This window comes from Paenibacillus sp. TAB_01 (assembly GCF_043945595.1).
Taxonomy (GTDB): Bacteria; Bacillota; Bacilli; order Paenibacillales; family NBRC-103111; genus Paenibacillus_S.
In genome coordinates this window covers 1,638,430-1,654,645 of record NZ_JBIFNP010000001.1, presented here as the reverse complement: position 1 = coordinate 1,654,645, position 16,216 = coordinate 1,638,430, and the positions used below count along the sequence as shown (strand labels likewise).

Sequence of the window (16,216 nt, the reverse complement as noted above, 5' to 3'; positions counted from 1 at the left end):
TTGCTGTTTCATGGTGAATCCTCCCGTTTTGCATTCCCTCATTGAGTTGTTCCGCCCTTGTAGCTTATAATAAAGCGAGAAATATAGTTAAAGGGAAAAGGTGTTATAGCATGAGCATATTAAACGTAGAACATTTGAGCCACGGCTTCGGGGATCGGGCCATCTTCAACGATGTCTCCTTCCGCCTGCTCAAGGGCGAGCATATCGGTCTTGTCGGCGCCAACGGCGAGGGCAAGTCCACTTTCATGAACATCATTACAGGCAAGCTGCAGCCGGACGACGGCAAGATCGAATGGTCCAAGCGGATGCGTGTCGGATATCTCGATCAGCATGCCGTGCTGAGCAAAGGCATGACGATCCGCGACGTGCTGAAGGGAGCCTTCCAATATCTGTTCGATATGGAGCAAGAGATGAACGATATGTACGGCCGGATGGGCGACGTTTCCCCCGAGGAGCTCGAACAGCTGCTGGAGGATGTCGGGACGATCCAGGACACGCTGACGAGTCAGGATTTTTATTTGATCGATGCGAAGATTGAGGAAACGGCGCGAGGTCTCGGGCTGACCGATATCGGTCTGGATAAGGACGTCAACGACCTGAGCGGCGGGCAGCGGACGAAGGTGCTCCTGGCCAAGCTGCTGCTTGAGAAGCCGGACATTTTACTGCTGGACGAGCCGACGAACTATTTGGACGAGCAGCATATCGAATGGTTGAAGCGTTACCTGCAGGAATACGAGAATGCGTTCATTCTGATCTCGCATGATATTCCCTTCCTGAACAGCGTCATTAACCTGATTTATCATATGGAGAACCAGGAATTGAACCGCTATGTCGGCGACTATGACTATTTCCTCCAAGTATATGATATGAAAAAGCAGCAGCTGGAATCGGCCTATAAGCGCCAGCAGCAGGAGATTGCCGATCTGAAGGACTTCGTTGCGCGGAATAAAGCGAGCGTCGCGACGCGGAATATGGCGATGTCCAGGCAGAAGAAGCTCGACAAAATGGATGTGATCGAGCTGGCCAAGGAGAAGCCGAAGCCGCAGTTCAACTTCAAGGAAGGGCGAACGTCCGGCAAGCTGATTTTTGAAACAAAGGATCTCGTCATCGGCTACAATGAGCCGCTGTCCCGCCCGCTCGATCTGCGCATGGAACGCGGGCAAAAAATCGCCCTGGTCGGCGCGAACGGTATCGGTAAAACGACGCTCCTCCGCAGTATCCTCGGCGAGATCAACCCGCTGTCCGGTACCGTCCAGCGCGGCGATCTGCTGAACATCGGCTATTTCGAGCAGGAAGCGAAAGATGCCAATTACAACACCTGCATCGAAGAAATCTGGCAGGAGTTCCCTTCCTTCACCCAGTTCGAGGTGCGCGCGGCGCTGGCGAAATGCGGTTTGACGACCAAGCATATCGAGAGCAAAATTACCGTGCTGAGCGGCGGCGAGAAAGCGAAGGTACGCCTGTGCAAGCTGATCAACCGCGAAACGAACCTGCTCGTGCTCGACGAGCCCACCAACCACTTGGATGTGGATGCGAAGGATGAGCTGAAGCGCGCATTGAAGACGTACAAGGGCAGCATTCTGATGATTTCCCATGAACCGGAATTTTACCGCGACATCGTGACGGACATCTGGAACTGCGAATCGTGGACAACCAAAGTATTCTAAAAGTAGGCTACATGAACAAAAGCAGCAGAAGACTTCGCGTCTTCCGCTGCTTTTTTGACGTTCTCATTTTTTCAGATGAAACGGGACGGTCGTAACGATAATATCTCTGCGGTACAGCAGAACGGTGCGGATCAGCAAGCTGGACTGGTTATGCAGCACATTGTGCCAGCTTTTCTTCGGGATGAACTGCGGGATGACGACCGTGACCCGGAAGTTCGATTCTTCCGCCTTATTGGCTACCGTATCGATAAACTTGGTTAACGGCTGAATAATGCTCCGGTAGTGGGAATGCAGGGTGACCAGGCGGATGTCCGGCTGCCACTGGTTCCACTTCGCCTCGAACTGCTTCTCGGTCTCTCTTTCAAACGCAACATACACCGCAATAATCTGGTCCGGCGAGAGCGATTTGGCATAGTTCAACGAATTCTCCACCACATGGGTGATCCCTGCGACAGGCACGATAATGACGTTGCCTTCGATAGGCGGGGCAGGCTCGCAGGTGTTCAGACTGAGCTGCTCCCCAACGGCCTGATAATGCTTCTTGATCCGGTGAAAGATGAGCACTATGCAGGGTAGAAAGATCAGCACCGACCACACCTGGGCAAATTTCGTAATAAAAAAGATCCACATGACAGAAAAGCTGATCAATGCCCCAATACAGTTAATCGATAATTTGATGATCCAGCCGGGCGGCTTATCGTTCATCCATTTCACCATCATGCCGGTCTGAGCCAAGGTGAACGGAATAAACACGCCCACCGCATAGAGCGGAATCAGCTGCTCCGTACGTCCCTCAAACACGATAATAAGCAGAATGGACGCCGCGGACAAAAAGACGATCCCGTTCGAGTAGCCCAGCCGGTCTCCGCGTACGGTAAACATCCGGGCAATATATTTATCCTTCGCCAAATTCACGGCCAGCAGCGGGAATGCTGAAAATCCGGTATTCGCAGCCAGCACAAGAATCATCGCTGTCGTCGCCTGGATGAAGTAATACATGAGCCCCCTTCCGAAGGTTGTCGAAGCGATCTGCGACAGCACCGTTTCCCGCACATTCGGTACGATGCCTTCATAATAGGCCAGAAAAACAATACCCGAAAATAAAAGCGCCAGTAAAAGACCCATGGCTGCCAACGTTCTCGATGCGTTGTTGGGCGCGGGGTCCTTAAAGTTCGGGATGGCGTTGGAGATCGCCTCGACCCCGGTCAAAGCCGAGCTGCCGGATGCAAAGGCGCGCAGCAGCAAAAATAACGAAATACCGGCTACCGGGGTGCCGATCGGAGCATGCAGGTCTGCGGGCAGCTTCCCTGAGGCGATCTGAACCAAGCCTGCCGCAATCATGATGCCGAGGGCCAGCACGAACAAATACACCGGGTAGGCCAATATGGAGGCCGATTCGGTCAAGCCCCGCAAATTCAGAATCGTAATCAGAACGACGAGCGAACACGCGATAAGCACATTATGGTGGTGCAGATGCGGAAAGGCCGACGTGATGGCATCGGTTCCCGCGGAAATACTGACAGCCACCGTCAAAATATAGTCCACGAGCAGCGAGCCGCCTGCGATCAGGCCCGGATTCTCGCCCAGATTTTCTTTGGATACGACATAGGCGCCGCCTCCGTGAGGGTAGGCGAATATGACCTGTCTATACGATAAAATAAGCGCCAGCAAAAGGACCAGCACGCCGACCGCAATCGGAATGGTATACCAGAAAGCGGCCATGCCGACGGTCACCAGCACGATCAGAATCTGTTCCGGCCCATACGCGACGGAGGACAAGGCGTCGGACGAGAGAATCGCGAGCGCCTTCGTTTTATTCAGTTTTTGCTCTCCCAGCTCATTGGACTTCAAGGGCTGGCCGAGCAGCAGTCTCTTGATGGTATAGTACATGTTCCACCCCGTGCGGTTTTTTCTTATATTATCCATTATGCGCGAAATTGAAACCCGTTATGATAAACTGCCCTGAACGCAAAAAAACGGCGCTTCCTCTAGCTGAGGAGGCGCCGCCGGGCTTGTTGAGAAACTCCTTACATGACAGGGGACTCCGGTTGGGTATCTTTCGGGAGATACCCAACCGGAGTCTGTGCTCATTTTTGTTTAAGGCGGGTTTCAGAGCAGCTCGAATGCCTGGCGGTATTCAAGCTTCAGGCAGACGAAGTCCGTTTGTTACGTTACCGGAATACCGCGCAAGCCTTGCACGGGCTGAGCTTACTGGCCCGCTGCCGGCTCCGCAGTCACTTTGTAAGCCGAGGAGATGTAGACGTCAGCCTTCGGCTCCGTCACGACGGACGCATTCATCGCGTCCGGCTGCGGATCCTGCAGCGTGTAGTGAATGACGGCTTGGCCATCCTGGCCGAACTGGATGTCCGTCACGGCAATGGCATAGCCGGCGCTTGGCTTGGAACCGCGCGATAGCGTCACCTTATTGACCGCATCGTTCACCGGCTCGACCGAAACGGCGATTTCTTCAGCCGGCACAGGCTTTTGCTGATGAGCCTCTACCACCTTGCTTGCATTGTAAACCCAGGCCGCCGCTTCGCCGCGGGTAAGGGCGGCTTTGGGATACAGCTTCCCTTCCTGGTCAAGCGTTGCAATCTTGTACAGCAGGAGCCGCTGCAGCGCGCCTTGGTATTGTACAGTGATCTGATCGGCGTCCTTGATCTCAATATACATTTTGACCAGCGGGAAGTTCCCCTTCTTCTCCAACGCGCGGACCAGCAGATCGCCGAACTGCTCTCTGGACATGACCGCATTCGGGTCCACATCCTTAGGAATATCCAGGCCGTTATAATAAGCAATGATGAAAGCATCGGCGTACCAGGCATCATCGGCCACGTGCGTATAAATACCCGAAGCTGTCGGCTTGTTGGCAAAGCGGATCGCATCCAGATTCAGGTCCAGCCCTTTCACAATCATCTGCAGACTTTGCGCGAAGCTGATCTGGCCCTTCGGAGCAAAATGCTCGTTATCGATGCCGCTCACCACCCCGCGGTTTTGCAGTGCGGCGATGGCCTCCTTCTGGGCATCCTCCACGTCGGAAAAAGCAAAGGCCGTGCTAAAGGTAAGACTGCTCACCAATGCGGATGTCAAAGTTATAGCGGCTAATTTTTTCACAGTAATTTCTCTCCTTTTAGCGGGTATGTTTTTGTTCCTCTAGAGTTACCCTTTAAACGGAGAGCGTGTAAAAAAGGTTGCACCGCTCCGCAAACATTTTTTATCCCTTCAATCCGGAGGTCGCTATGCCCTCGACAAAATGCCGCTGCGCTGCGAAAAACAGCAGGATCTGGGGAATGATCGACAACAGCGACATCGCGAGCACCTGGCCCCAGGAGACGGCCGACTGCGTATCGATGAACATGCGCAGCGCCAGCGGTACGGTAAATTTATCGACCGTATTCAAATAGATAAGCGGGCCGAAGTAGTCTTCCCAATGCCACAGGAAGGAGAAAATCATGACCGTGATCAAAGCCGGCTTCATCAGGGGCATAATAATGCGCCAATAAATGCCGAACCAGGTGCAGCCGTCGATTTTGGCCGACTCGTCCAGTTCGCCCGGAATCCCTCGAATGAATTGGATCAGCAGGAAAATAAAGAAGGCGCCGCCCATCGCGCTCGGCACGATAAACGGAAGATACGTGTTCACCCAGTTGAATTTATGAAACATTGCATACTGCGGAATCAAAGTAACTTGAGCCGGCAGCATAATCGTCAGCAGCAGCAGCGAAAACCACATTTTCTTCAAAGGAAAATTAAGCCGCCCGAAGCCGAACGCAACCAGACTGCTGGAGATGACGGTCAAGACGGTCGTCGTCACGGTCAGCTGAAAGCTGTTGATATAAAAGTAAGTGAACGTATATTTCGGCAGCGCCACCCAGCCGTCGGCATAATTGCTCCATTGAAATTGGCCCGGGAACAGCGTCGGGAGACTCAGCTCCATGTTCGTCTTGAAGGAAGCGCCTACCCACCACAGCACCGGATAAAACATGACCGCACTGAACAGCAGCAGAACGATATGGGTGAGCAGCTTGCTCTTGGTTAACGTCTTCATCGTTTCCCTCCCGCTTCATTCTCGTAGAATACCCAATACTTGGATGCAATAAAGTTAATGACAGTAGCCACCGCCACGATCACCAGCAGAATCCAGGCCAATGCGGAAGCATAGCCCATATGCAGGGTCGCGAACGCTTTCTGGTACAAATAAAGAGCGTACATCTCGGTAGAATTCAGCGGCCCGCCGTTAGTAACTACGAACGCCGATGTGAACGATTGGAACGAATTAATGACGCCCATAATCAGATTGAAGAAAATAACCGGGGACAGCAGCGGAAGCGTCACCATGAAAAACTGCCGGAGCTTTCCGGCCCCGTCTACAGCGGATGCTTCATAAAGCTCTCCCGGGATTTGCTTCAATCCCGCCAGGAAAATAATCATCGCCGAGCCGAACTGCCAGACGCTCAGCAGCACCAGGGTGCCGAGCGCCGTCCCGGGCGTGCCGATCCAGTTCTTCGCCTCGATGCCGAACAGCGGAACGATATGGTTGATAAAGCCGCTGATGCCAAAAATATTTTTCCACAGCACCGCCACGGCGACGCTGCCCCCAATGAGTGAGGGCAAATAAATGATCGTCCGGTAAAATCCGATGCCCCGCATCTTTTTGTTCAGCAGCATAGCTACCAGCAGGGCGAAGATCAGCCGGGCCGGAACGGAGGTCGCCACGAAAATAAACGTAACCTTCAACGAATTGTAAAAGAAACGGTCTCCGGAAATTTCCTGAAAGTTCTGCATCCCGATCCAACGCGGAGGACTGAGCAGCGAAAAGTCCGTAAATGTATAGTACAGCGATTGGATCATCGGCCAAACCGTCAAGATGGCAAAGCCGATCAGCCACGGAGAAATAAACAAATATCCGGCCAATGGCGAATAGGAATGATTTTTCAGCTTGGCCGTCTTCGCGCTTTTCATCGGCTTGCTCACTGTCATTGCAGAATCCTGATTCATGCTATCGCCCCGATCCGTCATCGTTATTTCTCGTATTTCTTGCCAGCCTTCGCCAGCTCGTCAAAAGCTTGCTCCGGAGTGATCTTTTCGAACATGAGTCTCTCTCGGATGTCCTGTTCATCCTTGGCGAAGTCGGTCCAGCCCGGCGCCCCCGGATTGAATACCTGCGGCTTAAGCGCCGTCTTGTTGATCATCTCTACCGTCAGCTTGTCGCCGAGATTGAACTTGGGCTGCAGCTGCGCTACGATCTTGCTCGTAATCGGAACGCCACGGGTCGTGCCGCCAATTTCGCCTGCCTCCGGATCGTTAATGAACCAGTCGATAAACTTCTTCGCTTCTTCCTTATACTGCGAATCCTGGCTTACGCTGAAGTAGAACGTCGCCTTCAACCAGCCGCCGCCCTGTACTCCTTGAGGCATGGCCGCCACGCCGATCGCACCCGGCTTCAGCGCGTCATACGCCGACACTTGAGCCGCATGCAGCCCTTTGAACAGCAGCTTGCCGTTAATCAGCATGTCGGCCGTCGGATCCAGGTCCTTGTCCGCCAGCTGCACATCCGGAGGCGGAACGACGCCGTCTTTTCTTAATTGAGCGAATTTCTTCGTCCACTCCAGCCAGGATTCTTTGTCATAGTTAAATTTGCCATCTACCGTAACCGGCCAGCCCTTCCCTCGGCTCAATTGGAACGCGGCATACTGCGTCGTATCCGTAGTCCCGTCCTTGATTACATACTGCCCTTTGCCCAGCTTCGGCTTAATCTCTTCCACCAGCTTAAAGTAATCGTCCCACGTATACCCGTCCTTTGGCGGCGCTACGCCGAGCTTCTCCAGCGCTGCCTTATCGTAAATCATCCCCCATGCGTTGTTCCCGAGCGGAACCGCCGTTAACTTCCCTTTATATTTCCCCGTATCCAGCAGGCTCGGGTCGATATCATTTGTATTGATCCCCGACGATAAATCGGCGAGCTGTCCCCTCCCGTTCCAATCCGCCAGCCAAGCGGCATCCATTTGAATAATATCCGGCGCATTTTTAGCAGCTGCCTGGGTCGTCAGCTTATCCAAATAGCCGTCAAAGCCTTGATACTGCGTCTCAAACGTTATGTTCGGATTTTTCTTCGTATACAGATCCAGTATTTTCAGCGTGGCGTCATGCCTTGCCTGTGAGCCCCACCACATGACGCGCAGCTTGATCGGCTTGGCGCCGGTACTTGTCGCGGTCTGCGTCCCGCCCGTTTGCGGTGCGGGCTGAGCCTCCTCCTTCACTCCCAGCGAGCTGCAGCCGGCAGCTGTAAAGGCTAACAGCAGCGCTGCTACAGCAGCTGCGGTCTTACGCGGTACGATATTCATGGACATATAATTTTTCCGCCTCCTCTATATAAAACGCTTACAAATCGATTTGGACATCAGACCGCTGCGCTCTGCCCGGTTGAGAACAAAAGCGCAGCCGCTGAATCCTATATTTTTAGAATAAAGACCTATTTGGAAAAAGATTGCGTGATGTCCGCTTCGATCTCTTTGGAAGCCGTTTTATGGAACTTGGAGGTCGAAATCAGCTGCTTGAGAATGGATTCGTATTGATCCGAATCGAATGGCACCTCGACAGGACGTTCCGTAAAAGACGACAGCATGATCCCATTGGCAATCGTAACCGAGCGGATGCCCTCCGGCCCTTCGGCGATCAGCTCGCCCTCTCCTGTGGCGACTCTGTGGATGAACTTCTCCGTGACCACCTTGTGTCCGGTCGGCACCTCCGTATCCACCTCAAGCTCGCTCTCCTCGCTCTCCACGTTGGCGAAGCCCTGTGTCGTTTCCTGCAAATGCTTCAGCATCGATACTTTGTTCCGGAAAAGCCGAAGCTTATTATTTTCGAAGACAAGCCGCCCGTTCTCTCCTACGATTTCCAGCCGGTTTACCCCAGGCGACTCCGCCGTCGTGACCATAAAATGCCCGATCATGCCGTTCTCATGCTCGAAGTAAGCGGTTACCTCATCTTCCACCTCAATATGATGGTATTTGCCGATATGTGCGTGACCGCTGATTTTGGAAGGCACACCGAACACCCATTGATAAAAGTCGAGATTGTGCGGGCATTGGTTGGTCAGGATGCCGCCTCCCTCGCCCGCCCAGGTGGCGCGCCAATCGCCGCTGTCGTAGTACGCCTGCGACCGGAACCAGGCCGTATTGATCCAGGTCGCTCTCGTCAGCTGCCCCAGCTCGCCGCTGTCGACGAATTCTTTGATCCGCTTGTAAAAAGGCAGTGTCCGCTCCTGGAACATCATGCCGAACACCAGCTCAGGATGAGACTCCTTCGCCTTGTTGTAGGCATCGATCGTCCGGCGCGCCTCGTTCACATGGACTGCCAGCGGCTTCTCGCACAGTACGTGCAGACCGCGTGCGAAGGCTTCAATCGCCAGATCCGGATGGCTGTAATGCGGTACGGCGATAATGACCGCTTCCAAGCCCGAGCGGTCAAACAGATCCGCAGGCTCGTAATACGCGGTTGTTCCGCATTCCGCTGCGAACTGGTCCGCCTTTTCTTTCACCTGATCGCATACGCCGACAAGCTCGATTTGCTCCATGGATTTGATATTGCGAATGTGCGTTTTACCGATATTGCCTAAACCGATCAGACCTACTTTTACTTTCCGAGCGCTCATAGGACGCTACCTCCCTTAGTCGAAGTTCAAATCATGAACCAAGCCAGACCTTCCTGCTGAAGCAGCCTTTTCAAGGCTTTAACCGCAATCTTAAACCGCTGCGGGCCGTCTTGATCGGGAAAGGCTTTCGTCAAATGCGGCTCGATGGACAAAAATCCGGAGAAATTGCGCTCCTTCAGCGCCTTAACGAATGTCGGGAACTCCCCGTCTCCCTCGCCCGCCGGGACAAATATGCGGGCTTGGCGGTCCGCATCCTTGATATGTACATATTCCAGGTAGGAATATAACAGCGGGTACGCTTCGCACATCGGCATAATCTCGTTCATCACGAAATTGCCCGGGTCGAAGGCCAGCCTCAAGCTCGCCGAATTGCAGTGCTGCAGGATGTCCAGGCACCGTTCGTCGGTGTTGCCGTATACGCCGCTCTCATTCTCCAGCAGCAGGGTGATCTGCGCCTGTTCCGCTCTCACGGACAGCTGCTTCATGCGGGACAGCACTTCATCACGGTATGGCTCGGGCGCTTCCTGCTCCGGGATAAAATAGGAGAATATCCGGATGTAAGGCGCTTCCAGCTGCTTGGCGATAGCCAATGCGCGATCGACACGCTCCAGTTCGGGACCGAACGGCTCCTGAATCGGATACTTGCCGATCGGCGAACCGATCGAGGAAATCCGGATGCCCTTGGCGTCCAGCTCCGCTTTCAGGCGGATTAATTCATCATCGGTCAAATTCATTACATTTTTGCCGTACACGCCTCTCAGCTCCAAATGGGTAATTCCCTCCGAAGCGAGCACGTCCAGCTGCTCGTCCAACTGCCCAGAGATTTCGTCGGCAAATCCTGTTAAAATAAGCAAAAGGCTTCACCTCTCCTAAACTTTGTAAACGATTTCAACCAAGGTTGATATCACTTAGTTTAGCAGGAGGTGAAGCGCTTAAGATACTTTCCCGTTGACCAACTTCGGGATGCCGTTGTTCTATAATTGACTTTTTAGGAGGCGCCGGTATTGATCCGGTGTTTTGCCCTCCCACTGCTTGAATACTTTGATGAAGTGAGACAGGTTTTTGAAGCCGGTTAAGTAGCAAATGTCCGTCACCGATTTTCCTGGTTCTACCAGAAATAAAATTTTAGCCTGATTGATTCTTCGCTTGTAAATGTAATGAAACATTGTCATCCCCGTCACTTCGCGGAAAATGCGGACCAAATAATATTTGTTGATGTGCAGAAACTCCTCCAGCTGATCGAGGCAAATATCGGTCATGTAGTGCTTCTCAATGTAGGTTAAAGCATTTTGCACGTGCTGCTCCTTCTCCGAAGGGAACGCAACCTCCTCCCGCACCGGCTTCATCAGCACCTGGCAAATGAAAAACAGCGCTTCCAGACAGGCCACGCGAAACCTTTCGCGCGAGAACGGATCGTCTGCGGAGTAGAGCCGGTTCATCCTGTAAAGCATGTCCTCGAACTCGGCCCGCTCGTCCTCGTTGAGCTGGACCTTATAATTGCCGAGCCGCTCGAACGGCTCCAGCGGATTGACCGCGAACACATGCTCGGACACCGCGCGGAAATAACCGGGATCGAAATTAAGCAGCGTCCGGATATACGGATGTCCTTCAAAGCTCTTCGGCATATGCAGCGTCATCCCGTGCATGACAATCAGTGTACCCGGCGCAAGGAAGTGGATTTTATCGCCGATCAGATAACTCCCTTTGCCCTCATGGAAATAAAAGATTTCGTAATTATCATGGGATTGGAAGTGCCCTCCCACTACAGGAATGCTTTTTAAATATTCATAGCTCAGCAAATATAACCGCTCCATGCCAACCCCTCCACCATGCTGGAAAATACAGGACGATACCCTACCGGATTGCCCGACCTCTATTATAGCATCCGCCGCTCTTCGCGTACGCTATGATAAAGCAGAGAATACTAAATTTTCCAAAATGCAGCCGTTCCGGCCGGTCGAGCTTCCGGGCTTATCAAGCCCCTGACCTCACCAGCGGATTTGCCTGACCAGCCGGATCAGCTTCTGCCGCTCTTCCATCGATACGGGCCAGGCTTCGATCTCTTGAACGATGCGCGTCAAGTTGGTATAGCCTTTAGCCAAGCCGTTCAGGCGGGCCGCCAAAGTGCCGTCGGTTAACGCTTCTTCGGAGGGATAGAGGGCCTCCAGGTGACGAACGGCGTCCGGATACCTCTTCAAGTAGTACTTTTGGTGCCTGTTCTCTGCCGGATAAAAGACAGACCTGGGCACGATTTCCGTATCCGGTCTTCCTTTTCCCTGCTCCTCCAGCGTTCCAAGCACATCTTGCATGCTGTGAAGCTGCTCTTCGCTGTCATACATCAAGAGCGATTGGTACTGCCGTCCCTTGTAATCGTTAATATTCACCGGATTGTGGCGGCTCCAGAACAGCTCCGCGATCGTTGCGATCGATATCATATCGGGCTCGAAGGTAACCTCGACGACCTCCGTATGGTCCCCCAGCTCCCTGTATACAGGATTCGGTGCCGTTCCGCCCGCGTAGCCGACTCTTGTTCGGATGACGCCCTGCAGCTGGCCGAACAAGGCGTCCGGACTCCAGAAGCAGCCCATGCCGAGAATAACCGTATGCTCTCTGCCGCTCATTAAGCTCACCTCCTGTCGATATCATAGCATAAGGAATAAAGGACTTTCAGCCCGGCTTTCCCTGCTGCCGGATGACTGTAGTCCTTGATAGATATTATGACCTCGTCCCTATCTTTTCTTGTCTAAAACGGGTCTTCCCACAAAGATTCTTGTGTAATTCGTCACATTTTTGCCTTAGCTTGTTAAGCTTATTGACATTTGAATTGATAATGATTATCATATGGCTTGGATGAAAATGATTATCATTATTATTAAAGAATAAAATAGCTCATCGGAGGAGTCGCCCCATGCGTAAAGCGGTCAGCTTTGTGTTCGAGATGATGCCGCTTGTGCTGATGATTACCGGGCTGACGATCTGGAGGCTGAAGGCCCAGGCGCGCAAGCGGAGCCGCAAGAAAGGAAATGCCGCCATCGCCGCTTAATCCGCTGCCGTAATACGGAAGCGATGAAGCACGGAAGCACCGCTCCTTAACGGGATAAGCGGTGCTTCGCGTTTGCTTCAGTTTCGCCGGATCCCCTTATCATTGCGCCGTTTCTAGGAATTGGACAAGGCCGGCCGATCCACGCCGCTTTTCGGAGTTTTAATGCTCCCTCCGTTGCGTATGACGACTTCCACTGCTTCCTCCAGCTGAAGCTGCGGATACGTTTTCTCGCGCCACTGCTTCAGCTCGGGTAAGGACATTTTATTGCGAAAATATTGGCCGAAGCCCAAAATATCGGATTGATTCTTTTGAAGCTTGGCGGTCAGCTGCTGAAATCTTTTTTGCAGAAGGTCTTTCAGCTCTTTCTCAATCATGCTCATCGTCGTACCTTCCTTCATCTCCTCGATGGTAACGACGACCTTCAGCCGGTTCATCACCCTAGGCCCGCCCGATTCCAGCGTGGCTTTTTTCTGGACTTTGGCTCCAAGCACCACTACACTCGCATGCTCCATCACTTCGATATGAGCTCCATCGTATTTATTTTGATAAATGTTATACAGCAGCGTCTCACTAGGAGTAATGAGATTCACCATCTTGTCCCGGTACATCACAGCCGAGCCTTTGAAGCGGAACATCGTTTCCTGCTCCTTGCTCAGAACGGGGATGGCAATGTCTTCGGTATAAGAATATAGGGACCGGTAAACCTCCCAGATGGTCGCTTCCGAAATATAGGGCGTCCAGCCGGCCTGTTTGCTGAAAAAGTCATAAAAGCCCTGCCCTGCCTCCTCCCCGTCCTCACTGGGCGCGCTTAAAAAAGCGGACAGCTCGCCATTGACAATGGCTACTAATGTCTTGGACTGAATCGCACTCGACTGCATCGTATATTCTATGATATCCCGTATGCCCTCACGCGCAAGATCCTCGCTGACCAGGATCAGCTTCAAATGAAGCAGGTCAATGCTGTTCTCCATCTTCATCCGCATGCCTTCTATAGCTTGGCTGATCGTTGCCGCTTCGGATTCGATATGGCGGATCTGCATCGTGCCTCCTCTAGGCTCCGGGATACGCAGCCCGACTCTGTATTTCTGATGCTTGCCTTTACAGATGCCCATAGCTACAGGCAGCGCCCTTTTGTTAATATCCTTACTCTCCCAGCAGCCTGTCAGCAAAGCGAGCGGGAGCAGAACCAGCAGTGCACGGCGGAATCTCAAGTGACAGCGCGCCTCCTTTTGTATACCAAACCGATTATGCTTAGAATTACAGGCAGTCCTACAATACAATAAAACCGCAGCCCCGTATCGAGCCAGATCAGCTCTTCAATCGTAGTCCAATTCGGGATAAAGCAAGTCGCGATATAACTAGTCAGGGTAATAAGGACGGACCATCCTTTTCGGGAAAAGCCAAAATATAGCTTATGAAGCATCATGGCGGTCATCCATATTAGAAGAGCGATATACATAAGGATAAAACTTAGCGTCGCCGTTACGTAAAAAATGGTGACGCGCTCAAACATGAGCCAAAATATATTGATCGTATCCATAGCTTCAATGAACGGAAACAAATACTTGGATGCCGTCTCATGCCCGAAAACAAGCAGCGGCACATAGATCGACGCCAAGGTAAGCGGCAACAGAAGACCCAGGTAGAGGAGCAAATAATATTTTTTGGCCCCCGCCTCCAACTGAATATACGGCCGGATAATGCCCAGAAATAAAAAGCTGGAAAAGGTAAAAAATCCCGAATAAAAGGGAGCCTGGTAAAAGAAATCGGGATGCGCATTGCCGAGCGGCATAATATTTTGCAGCTTCGTATTTTGAAGAGAGCTCAGCACGCAGAAGCAGACGATCGGCACGAAGATCAAGGCGGTGATGAAGCATGCCCGAAGGACGGATTGAATATCGGACAAAGCGGAGAACAGGCTGATCACAAGAAACAGCATCAACGCCCATATCGGTATATGGGGAGTCAGCACGATGGTTAACACCTCGGAATGGCTGCGGATGTGGAGTATGATATTGGCAAAGAAATAGAGGACAAGCGGAAGCAGCACCAGCCGCGTTACCCACTTAGGGAAGACGGAGTTCATCATATCCATAATATCCGCATGAGGAAAAACGACCAGCGCCTTCAAATAGAGCCACAGCATCGTAAATTCCAGCAGACATCCCGTAACAACCGGCTGCCAATGGGCGCGGTCAGTGGATTCGAATATTTTCTCCGGATATATGAAAAAGACCAGGCTGATATGGATGATGAGAAACGTTACATAAGGCGTTATCTTTTCAATCATCTCGAGACCCTTTCTTTAAATGTACGCTTAAATACGGAGTCCCGAACGACTGGATTTGAGCCAGATAGATGCATAAGGCCGTGACCGCAGCGCTAAGACCTACGATTCCGTAAATAGCCGCCACCAGCAAAATACCGTATTTACAAATCCGGACAAATAACGCGTTTTGTACACCGTTGAGCGTGAAATTGGCAATGGTCGTTGCTGCCAAAACAATGATCAGCAAATTGCTGACCAGCTTGGCCTGTACAATGGCTTCCCCTAAAATGACACCACCCACCATCGTGATGGTCGGACCGATGCTCTTGGGCAGCCGTACGCTGGCTTCGACGATCATTTCCAGAATAACAAGCATAAACAAAACTTCGATCAGGGCAGGGTACGGGACTCCCTCTCTGCTCTGCGCGATGGAGAGCGCCAGCTGAATACGCAGCACCTCCGGGTTAATCGATACGAGAGCGACATACATACCAGGCGCCACGATACTGATGATGAATCCGAACAGTCTCAAAGAACGGGTAAACAGCATAAAGACGTAAGGCAGATTGTAATCCGATTTCAAGGACCATATGTCCGTAATCAGAGTCGGCATAATGATCGCAAACGGGAAGCCCTCCAGGAATAAAACCGCTTTGCCGTTGTTTAAATGCGCTTCCGCCTCGGCCGGAAGCTCTGTCGTTAACGTTGCCGGAATAAACGAGAACTTCTTTTGTCCGAGCACCTGCAGAAGCTGCTGCATATTATTTACATTACGGTTCTGATGCAGCTCCAGACAAGCACAGATGCTTTCCACCAGCTTACTGTTCACCGCTCCAGCCTTGGAGCAGACCGCGATTTTTTTGAGCGTTGTTTTACCCATCTGATACGTTTGAATAGACAAATGCCTGGATTTCATTTGAGCGCGAAGCAGTCCCAGGTTGGTTTGGAAATTTTCGATAAACCCCTGTGTAGGGGATTGGAGCGAGTTCTCATTCTGCGGTGTTGAAATAGCGCGGTTCAAATTGTTGCTGAACGGATCGAAAACAATCCATTCGGTGGCACCTAATTCAAAGCAGGCCATCTTCCCTTCGGCAATCGCATCCGCCAATTCCTCGTAGGCCGGAACGTAGCGGACATTCAACTGGTCGGCCAGCGTGGCCGAATCTTGTTGCCCTTGATCGGCATAAGCATGAATCGCCTGATTCGTCTGCGCGACATCAATCAATGTGACAAAATAGCAGACAATAAAATTCCGCCCGCGGATTTGATAAGGCTCCAGCCGAAAATCCCCGTTATGGCGAAACTCTTCCTGCAATCTTCTGGCATCCTCTGGAAGCTCCATTCGCATCATACCATCACCTGTAGCTTAGCATGATCTTCCATGGAAAAAATTATGCGCAATCTCCGCTTGCAATAAGAAAACAGTATGCGAATCGCAGGACATTCGTTTGCTATACGTCCCCAAACGTTTACTCGTTAGGAGGGAGTGGATATGGGGTTTCAGCCGCTCTTGAACACGATTTCAAATGCGGCCCGTAAACTTTCCACCCCATAGAACAAACGGCCGAAGAGCCCGCCCTCGG

At 52.1% G+C, this 16,216-nt stretch carries 14 protein-coding genes; 2 read left to right on the top strand and 12 right to left on the bottom strand.

Annotated elements, in window-relative coordinates:
* Positions 1-110: 110 nt before the first annotated feature.
* Entirely contained in the window at positions 111-1,667 is a 1,557-nt protein-coding gene (locus ACHHV8_RS07860) for an ABC-F family ATP-binding cassette domain-containing protein (protein WP_395157781.1), read from the top strand.
* Positions 1,668-1,730: 63 nt separating this feature from the next.
* On the opposite strand, the gene ACHHV8_RS07855 is transcribed toward ACHHV8_RS07860, so the two are convergent.
* The 9 genes from ACHHV8_RS07855 to ACHHV8_RS07815 all read right to left on the bottom strand — a co-directional run bounded on the left by ACHHV8_RS07855 (position 1,731) and on the right by ACHHV8_RS07815 (position 11,942).
* On the bottom strand, positions 1,731-3,557 hold the full coding sequence (locus ACHHV8_RS07855) for an APC family permease (protein ID WP_395157780.1): 1,827 nt from the start codon (positions 3,555-3,557) through the stop codon (positions 1,731-1,733).
* A gap of 318 nt (positions 3,558-3,875) precedes the next feature.
* Positions 3,876-4,781 carry an S-layer homology domain-containing protein gene (locus ACHHV8_RS07850; protein WP_395157779.1) on the bottom strand — a complete coding sequence of 302 codons (906 nt, stop codon included), beginning with the start codon at positions 4,779-4,781 and terminating at the stop codon, positions 3,876-3,878.
* A gap of 100 nt (positions 4,782-4,881) precedes the next feature.
* Positions 4,882-5,715: a carbohydrate ABC transporter permease gene (locus tag ACHHV8_RS07845; RefSeq protein ID WP_395157778.1), complete on the bottom strand. Its 834-nt coding sequence runs from the start codon at positions 5,713-5,715 to the stop codon at positions 4,882-4,884.
* Complete coding sequence (locus tag ACHHV8_RS07840; RefSeq protein WP_395157777.1) at positions 5,712-6,665, bottom strand: carbohydrate ABC transporter permease; 954 nt, start codon at positions 6,663-6,665, stop codon at positions 5,712-5,714. The genes ACHHV8_RS07845 and ACHHV8_RS07840 overlap by 4 nt, the downstream gene beginning before the upstream one ends.
* Before the next feature lie 23 nt (positions 6,666-6,688).
* Positions 6,689-8,017: an ABC transporter substrate-binding protein gene (locus ACHHV8_RS07835; protein WP_395157776.1), complete on the bottom strand. Its 1,329-nt coding sequence runs from the start codon at positions 8,015-8,017 to the stop codon at positions 6,689-6,691.
* Between the two features lie 122 nt (positions 8,018-8,139).
* A complete protein-coding gene (locus ACHHV8_RS07830; protein WP_395157775.1) occupies positions 8,140-9,321 on the bottom strand; it encodes a Gfo/Idh/MocA family protein in 1,182 nt (393 codons plus the stop codon).
* 26 nt (positions 9,322-9,347) lie between these two features.
* Positions 9,348-10,175: a sugar phosphate isomerase/epimerase family protein gene (locus ACHHV8_RS07825; RefSeq protein WP_395157774.1), complete on the bottom strand. Its 828-nt coding sequence runs from the start codon at positions 10,173-10,175 to the stop codon at positions 9,348-9,350.
* Between the two features lie 120 nt (positions 10,176-10,295).
* Positions 10,296-11,135, bottom strand: a complete 840-nt coding sequence (locus ACHHV8_RS07820; protein ID WP_395157773.1) for a helix-turn-helix transcriptional regulator — start codon at positions 11,133-11,135, stop codon at positions 10,296-10,298.
* Between the two features lie 174 nt (positions 11,136-11,309).
* Positions 11,310-11,942, bottom strand: a complete 633-nt coding sequence (locus ACHHV8_RS07815) for a peptide-methionine (S)-S-oxide reductase MsrA (protein ID WP_395157772.1) — start codon at positions 11,940-11,942, stop codon at positions 11,310-11,312.
* Positions 11,943-12,229: 287 nt separating this feature from the next.
* Between ACHHV8_RS07815 and ACHHV8_RS07810 the strand changes: the two genes are divergently transcribed.
* Complete coding sequence (locus tag ACHHV8_RS07810; RefSeq protein ID WP_395157771.1) at positions 12,230-12,364, top strand: hypothetical protein; 135 nt, start codon at positions 12,230-12,232, stop codon at positions 12,362-12,364.
* A 113-nt stretch (positions 12,365-12,477) separates the two neighbouring features.
* Here the strand turns inward: ACHHV8_RS07810 and ACHHV8_RS07805 are convergent, their stop codons facing one another.
* Genes ACHHV8_RS07805 through ACHHV8_RS07795 form a run of 3 tightly spaced genes read right to left on the bottom strand, consistent with a single transcriptional unit; the run spans position 12,478 to position 15,975 of the window.
* Positions 12,478-13,575: a Ger(x)C family spore germination protein gene (locus tag ACHHV8_RS07805; RefSeq protein ID WP_395157770.1), complete on the bottom strand. Its 1,098-nt coding sequence runs from the start codon at positions 13,573-13,575 to the stop codon at positions 12,478-12,480.
* Entirely contained in the window at positions 13,572-14,654 is a 1,083-nt protein-coding gene (locus tag ACHHV8_RS07800) for a GerAB/ArcD/ProY family transporter (protein WP_395157769.1), read from the bottom strand. Before ACHHV8_RS07800 ends, ACHHV8_RS07805 begins: the two co-directional genes overlap by 4 nt.
* Complete coding sequence (locus ACHHV8_RS07795; protein WP_395157768.1) at positions 14,647-15,975, bottom strand: spore germination protein; 1,329 nt, start codon at positions 15,973-15,975, stop codon at positions 14,647-14,649. Before ACHHV8_RS07795 ends, ACHHV8_RS07800 begins: the two co-directional genes overlap by 8 nt.
* Between the last annotated feature and the right edge of the window lie 241 nt (positions 15,976-16,216).

What these genes read in the sequence shown, in the direction of transcription:
- ACHHV8_RS07860 (WP_395157781.1), top strand. Translation starts at nt 111, where the DNA reads ATGAGCATATTAAACGTAGAACATTTGAGCCACGGCTTCGGGGATCGG.
- ACHHV8_RS07855 (WP_395157780.1), bottom strand. Translation starts at nt 3,557, where the DNA reads ATGTACTATACCATCAAGAGACTGCTGCTCGGCCAGCCCTTGAAGTCC.
- ACHHV8_RS07845 (WP_395157778.1), bottom strand. Translation starts at nt 5,715, where the DNA reads ATGAAGACGTTAACCAAGAGCAAGCTGCTCACCCATATCGTTCTGCTG.
- ACHHV8_RS07840 (WP_395157777.1), bottom strand. Translation starts at nt 6,665, where the DNA reads ATGAATCAGGATTCTGCAATGACAGTGAGCAAGCCGATGAAAAGCGCG.
- ACHHV8_RS07835 (WP_395157776.1), bottom strand. Translation starts at nt 8,017, where the DNA reads ATGTCCATGAATATCGTACCGCGTAAGACCGCAGCTGCTGTAGCAGCG.
- ACHHV8_RS07830 (WP_395157775.1), bottom strand. Translation starts at nt 9,321, where the DNA reads ATGAGCGCTCGGAAAGTAAAAGTAGGTCTGATCGGTTTAGGCAATATC.
- ACHHV8_RS07820 (WP_395157773.1), bottom strand. Translation starts at nt 11,135, where the DNA reads ATGGAGCGGTTATATTTGCTGAGCTATGAATATTTAAAAAGCATTCCT.
- ACHHV8_RS07815 (WP_395157772.1), bottom strand. Translation starts at nt 11,942, where the DNA reads ATGAGCGGCAGAGAGCATACGGTTATTCTCGGCATGGGCTGCTTCTGG.
- ACHHV8_RS07810 (WP_395157771.1), top strand. Translation starts at nt 12,230, where the DNA reads ATGCGTAAAGCGGTCAGCTTTGTGTTCGAGATGATGCCGCTTGTGCTG.
- ACHHV8_RS07800 (WP_395157769.1), bottom strand. Translation starts at nt 14,654, where the DNA reads ATGATTGAAAAGATAACGCCTTATGTAACGTTTCTCATCATCCATATC.
- ACHHV8_RS07795 (WP_395157768.1), bottom strand. Translation starts at nt 15,975, where the DNA reads ATGGAGCTTCCAGAGGATGCCAGAAGATTGCAGGAAGAGTTTCGCCAT.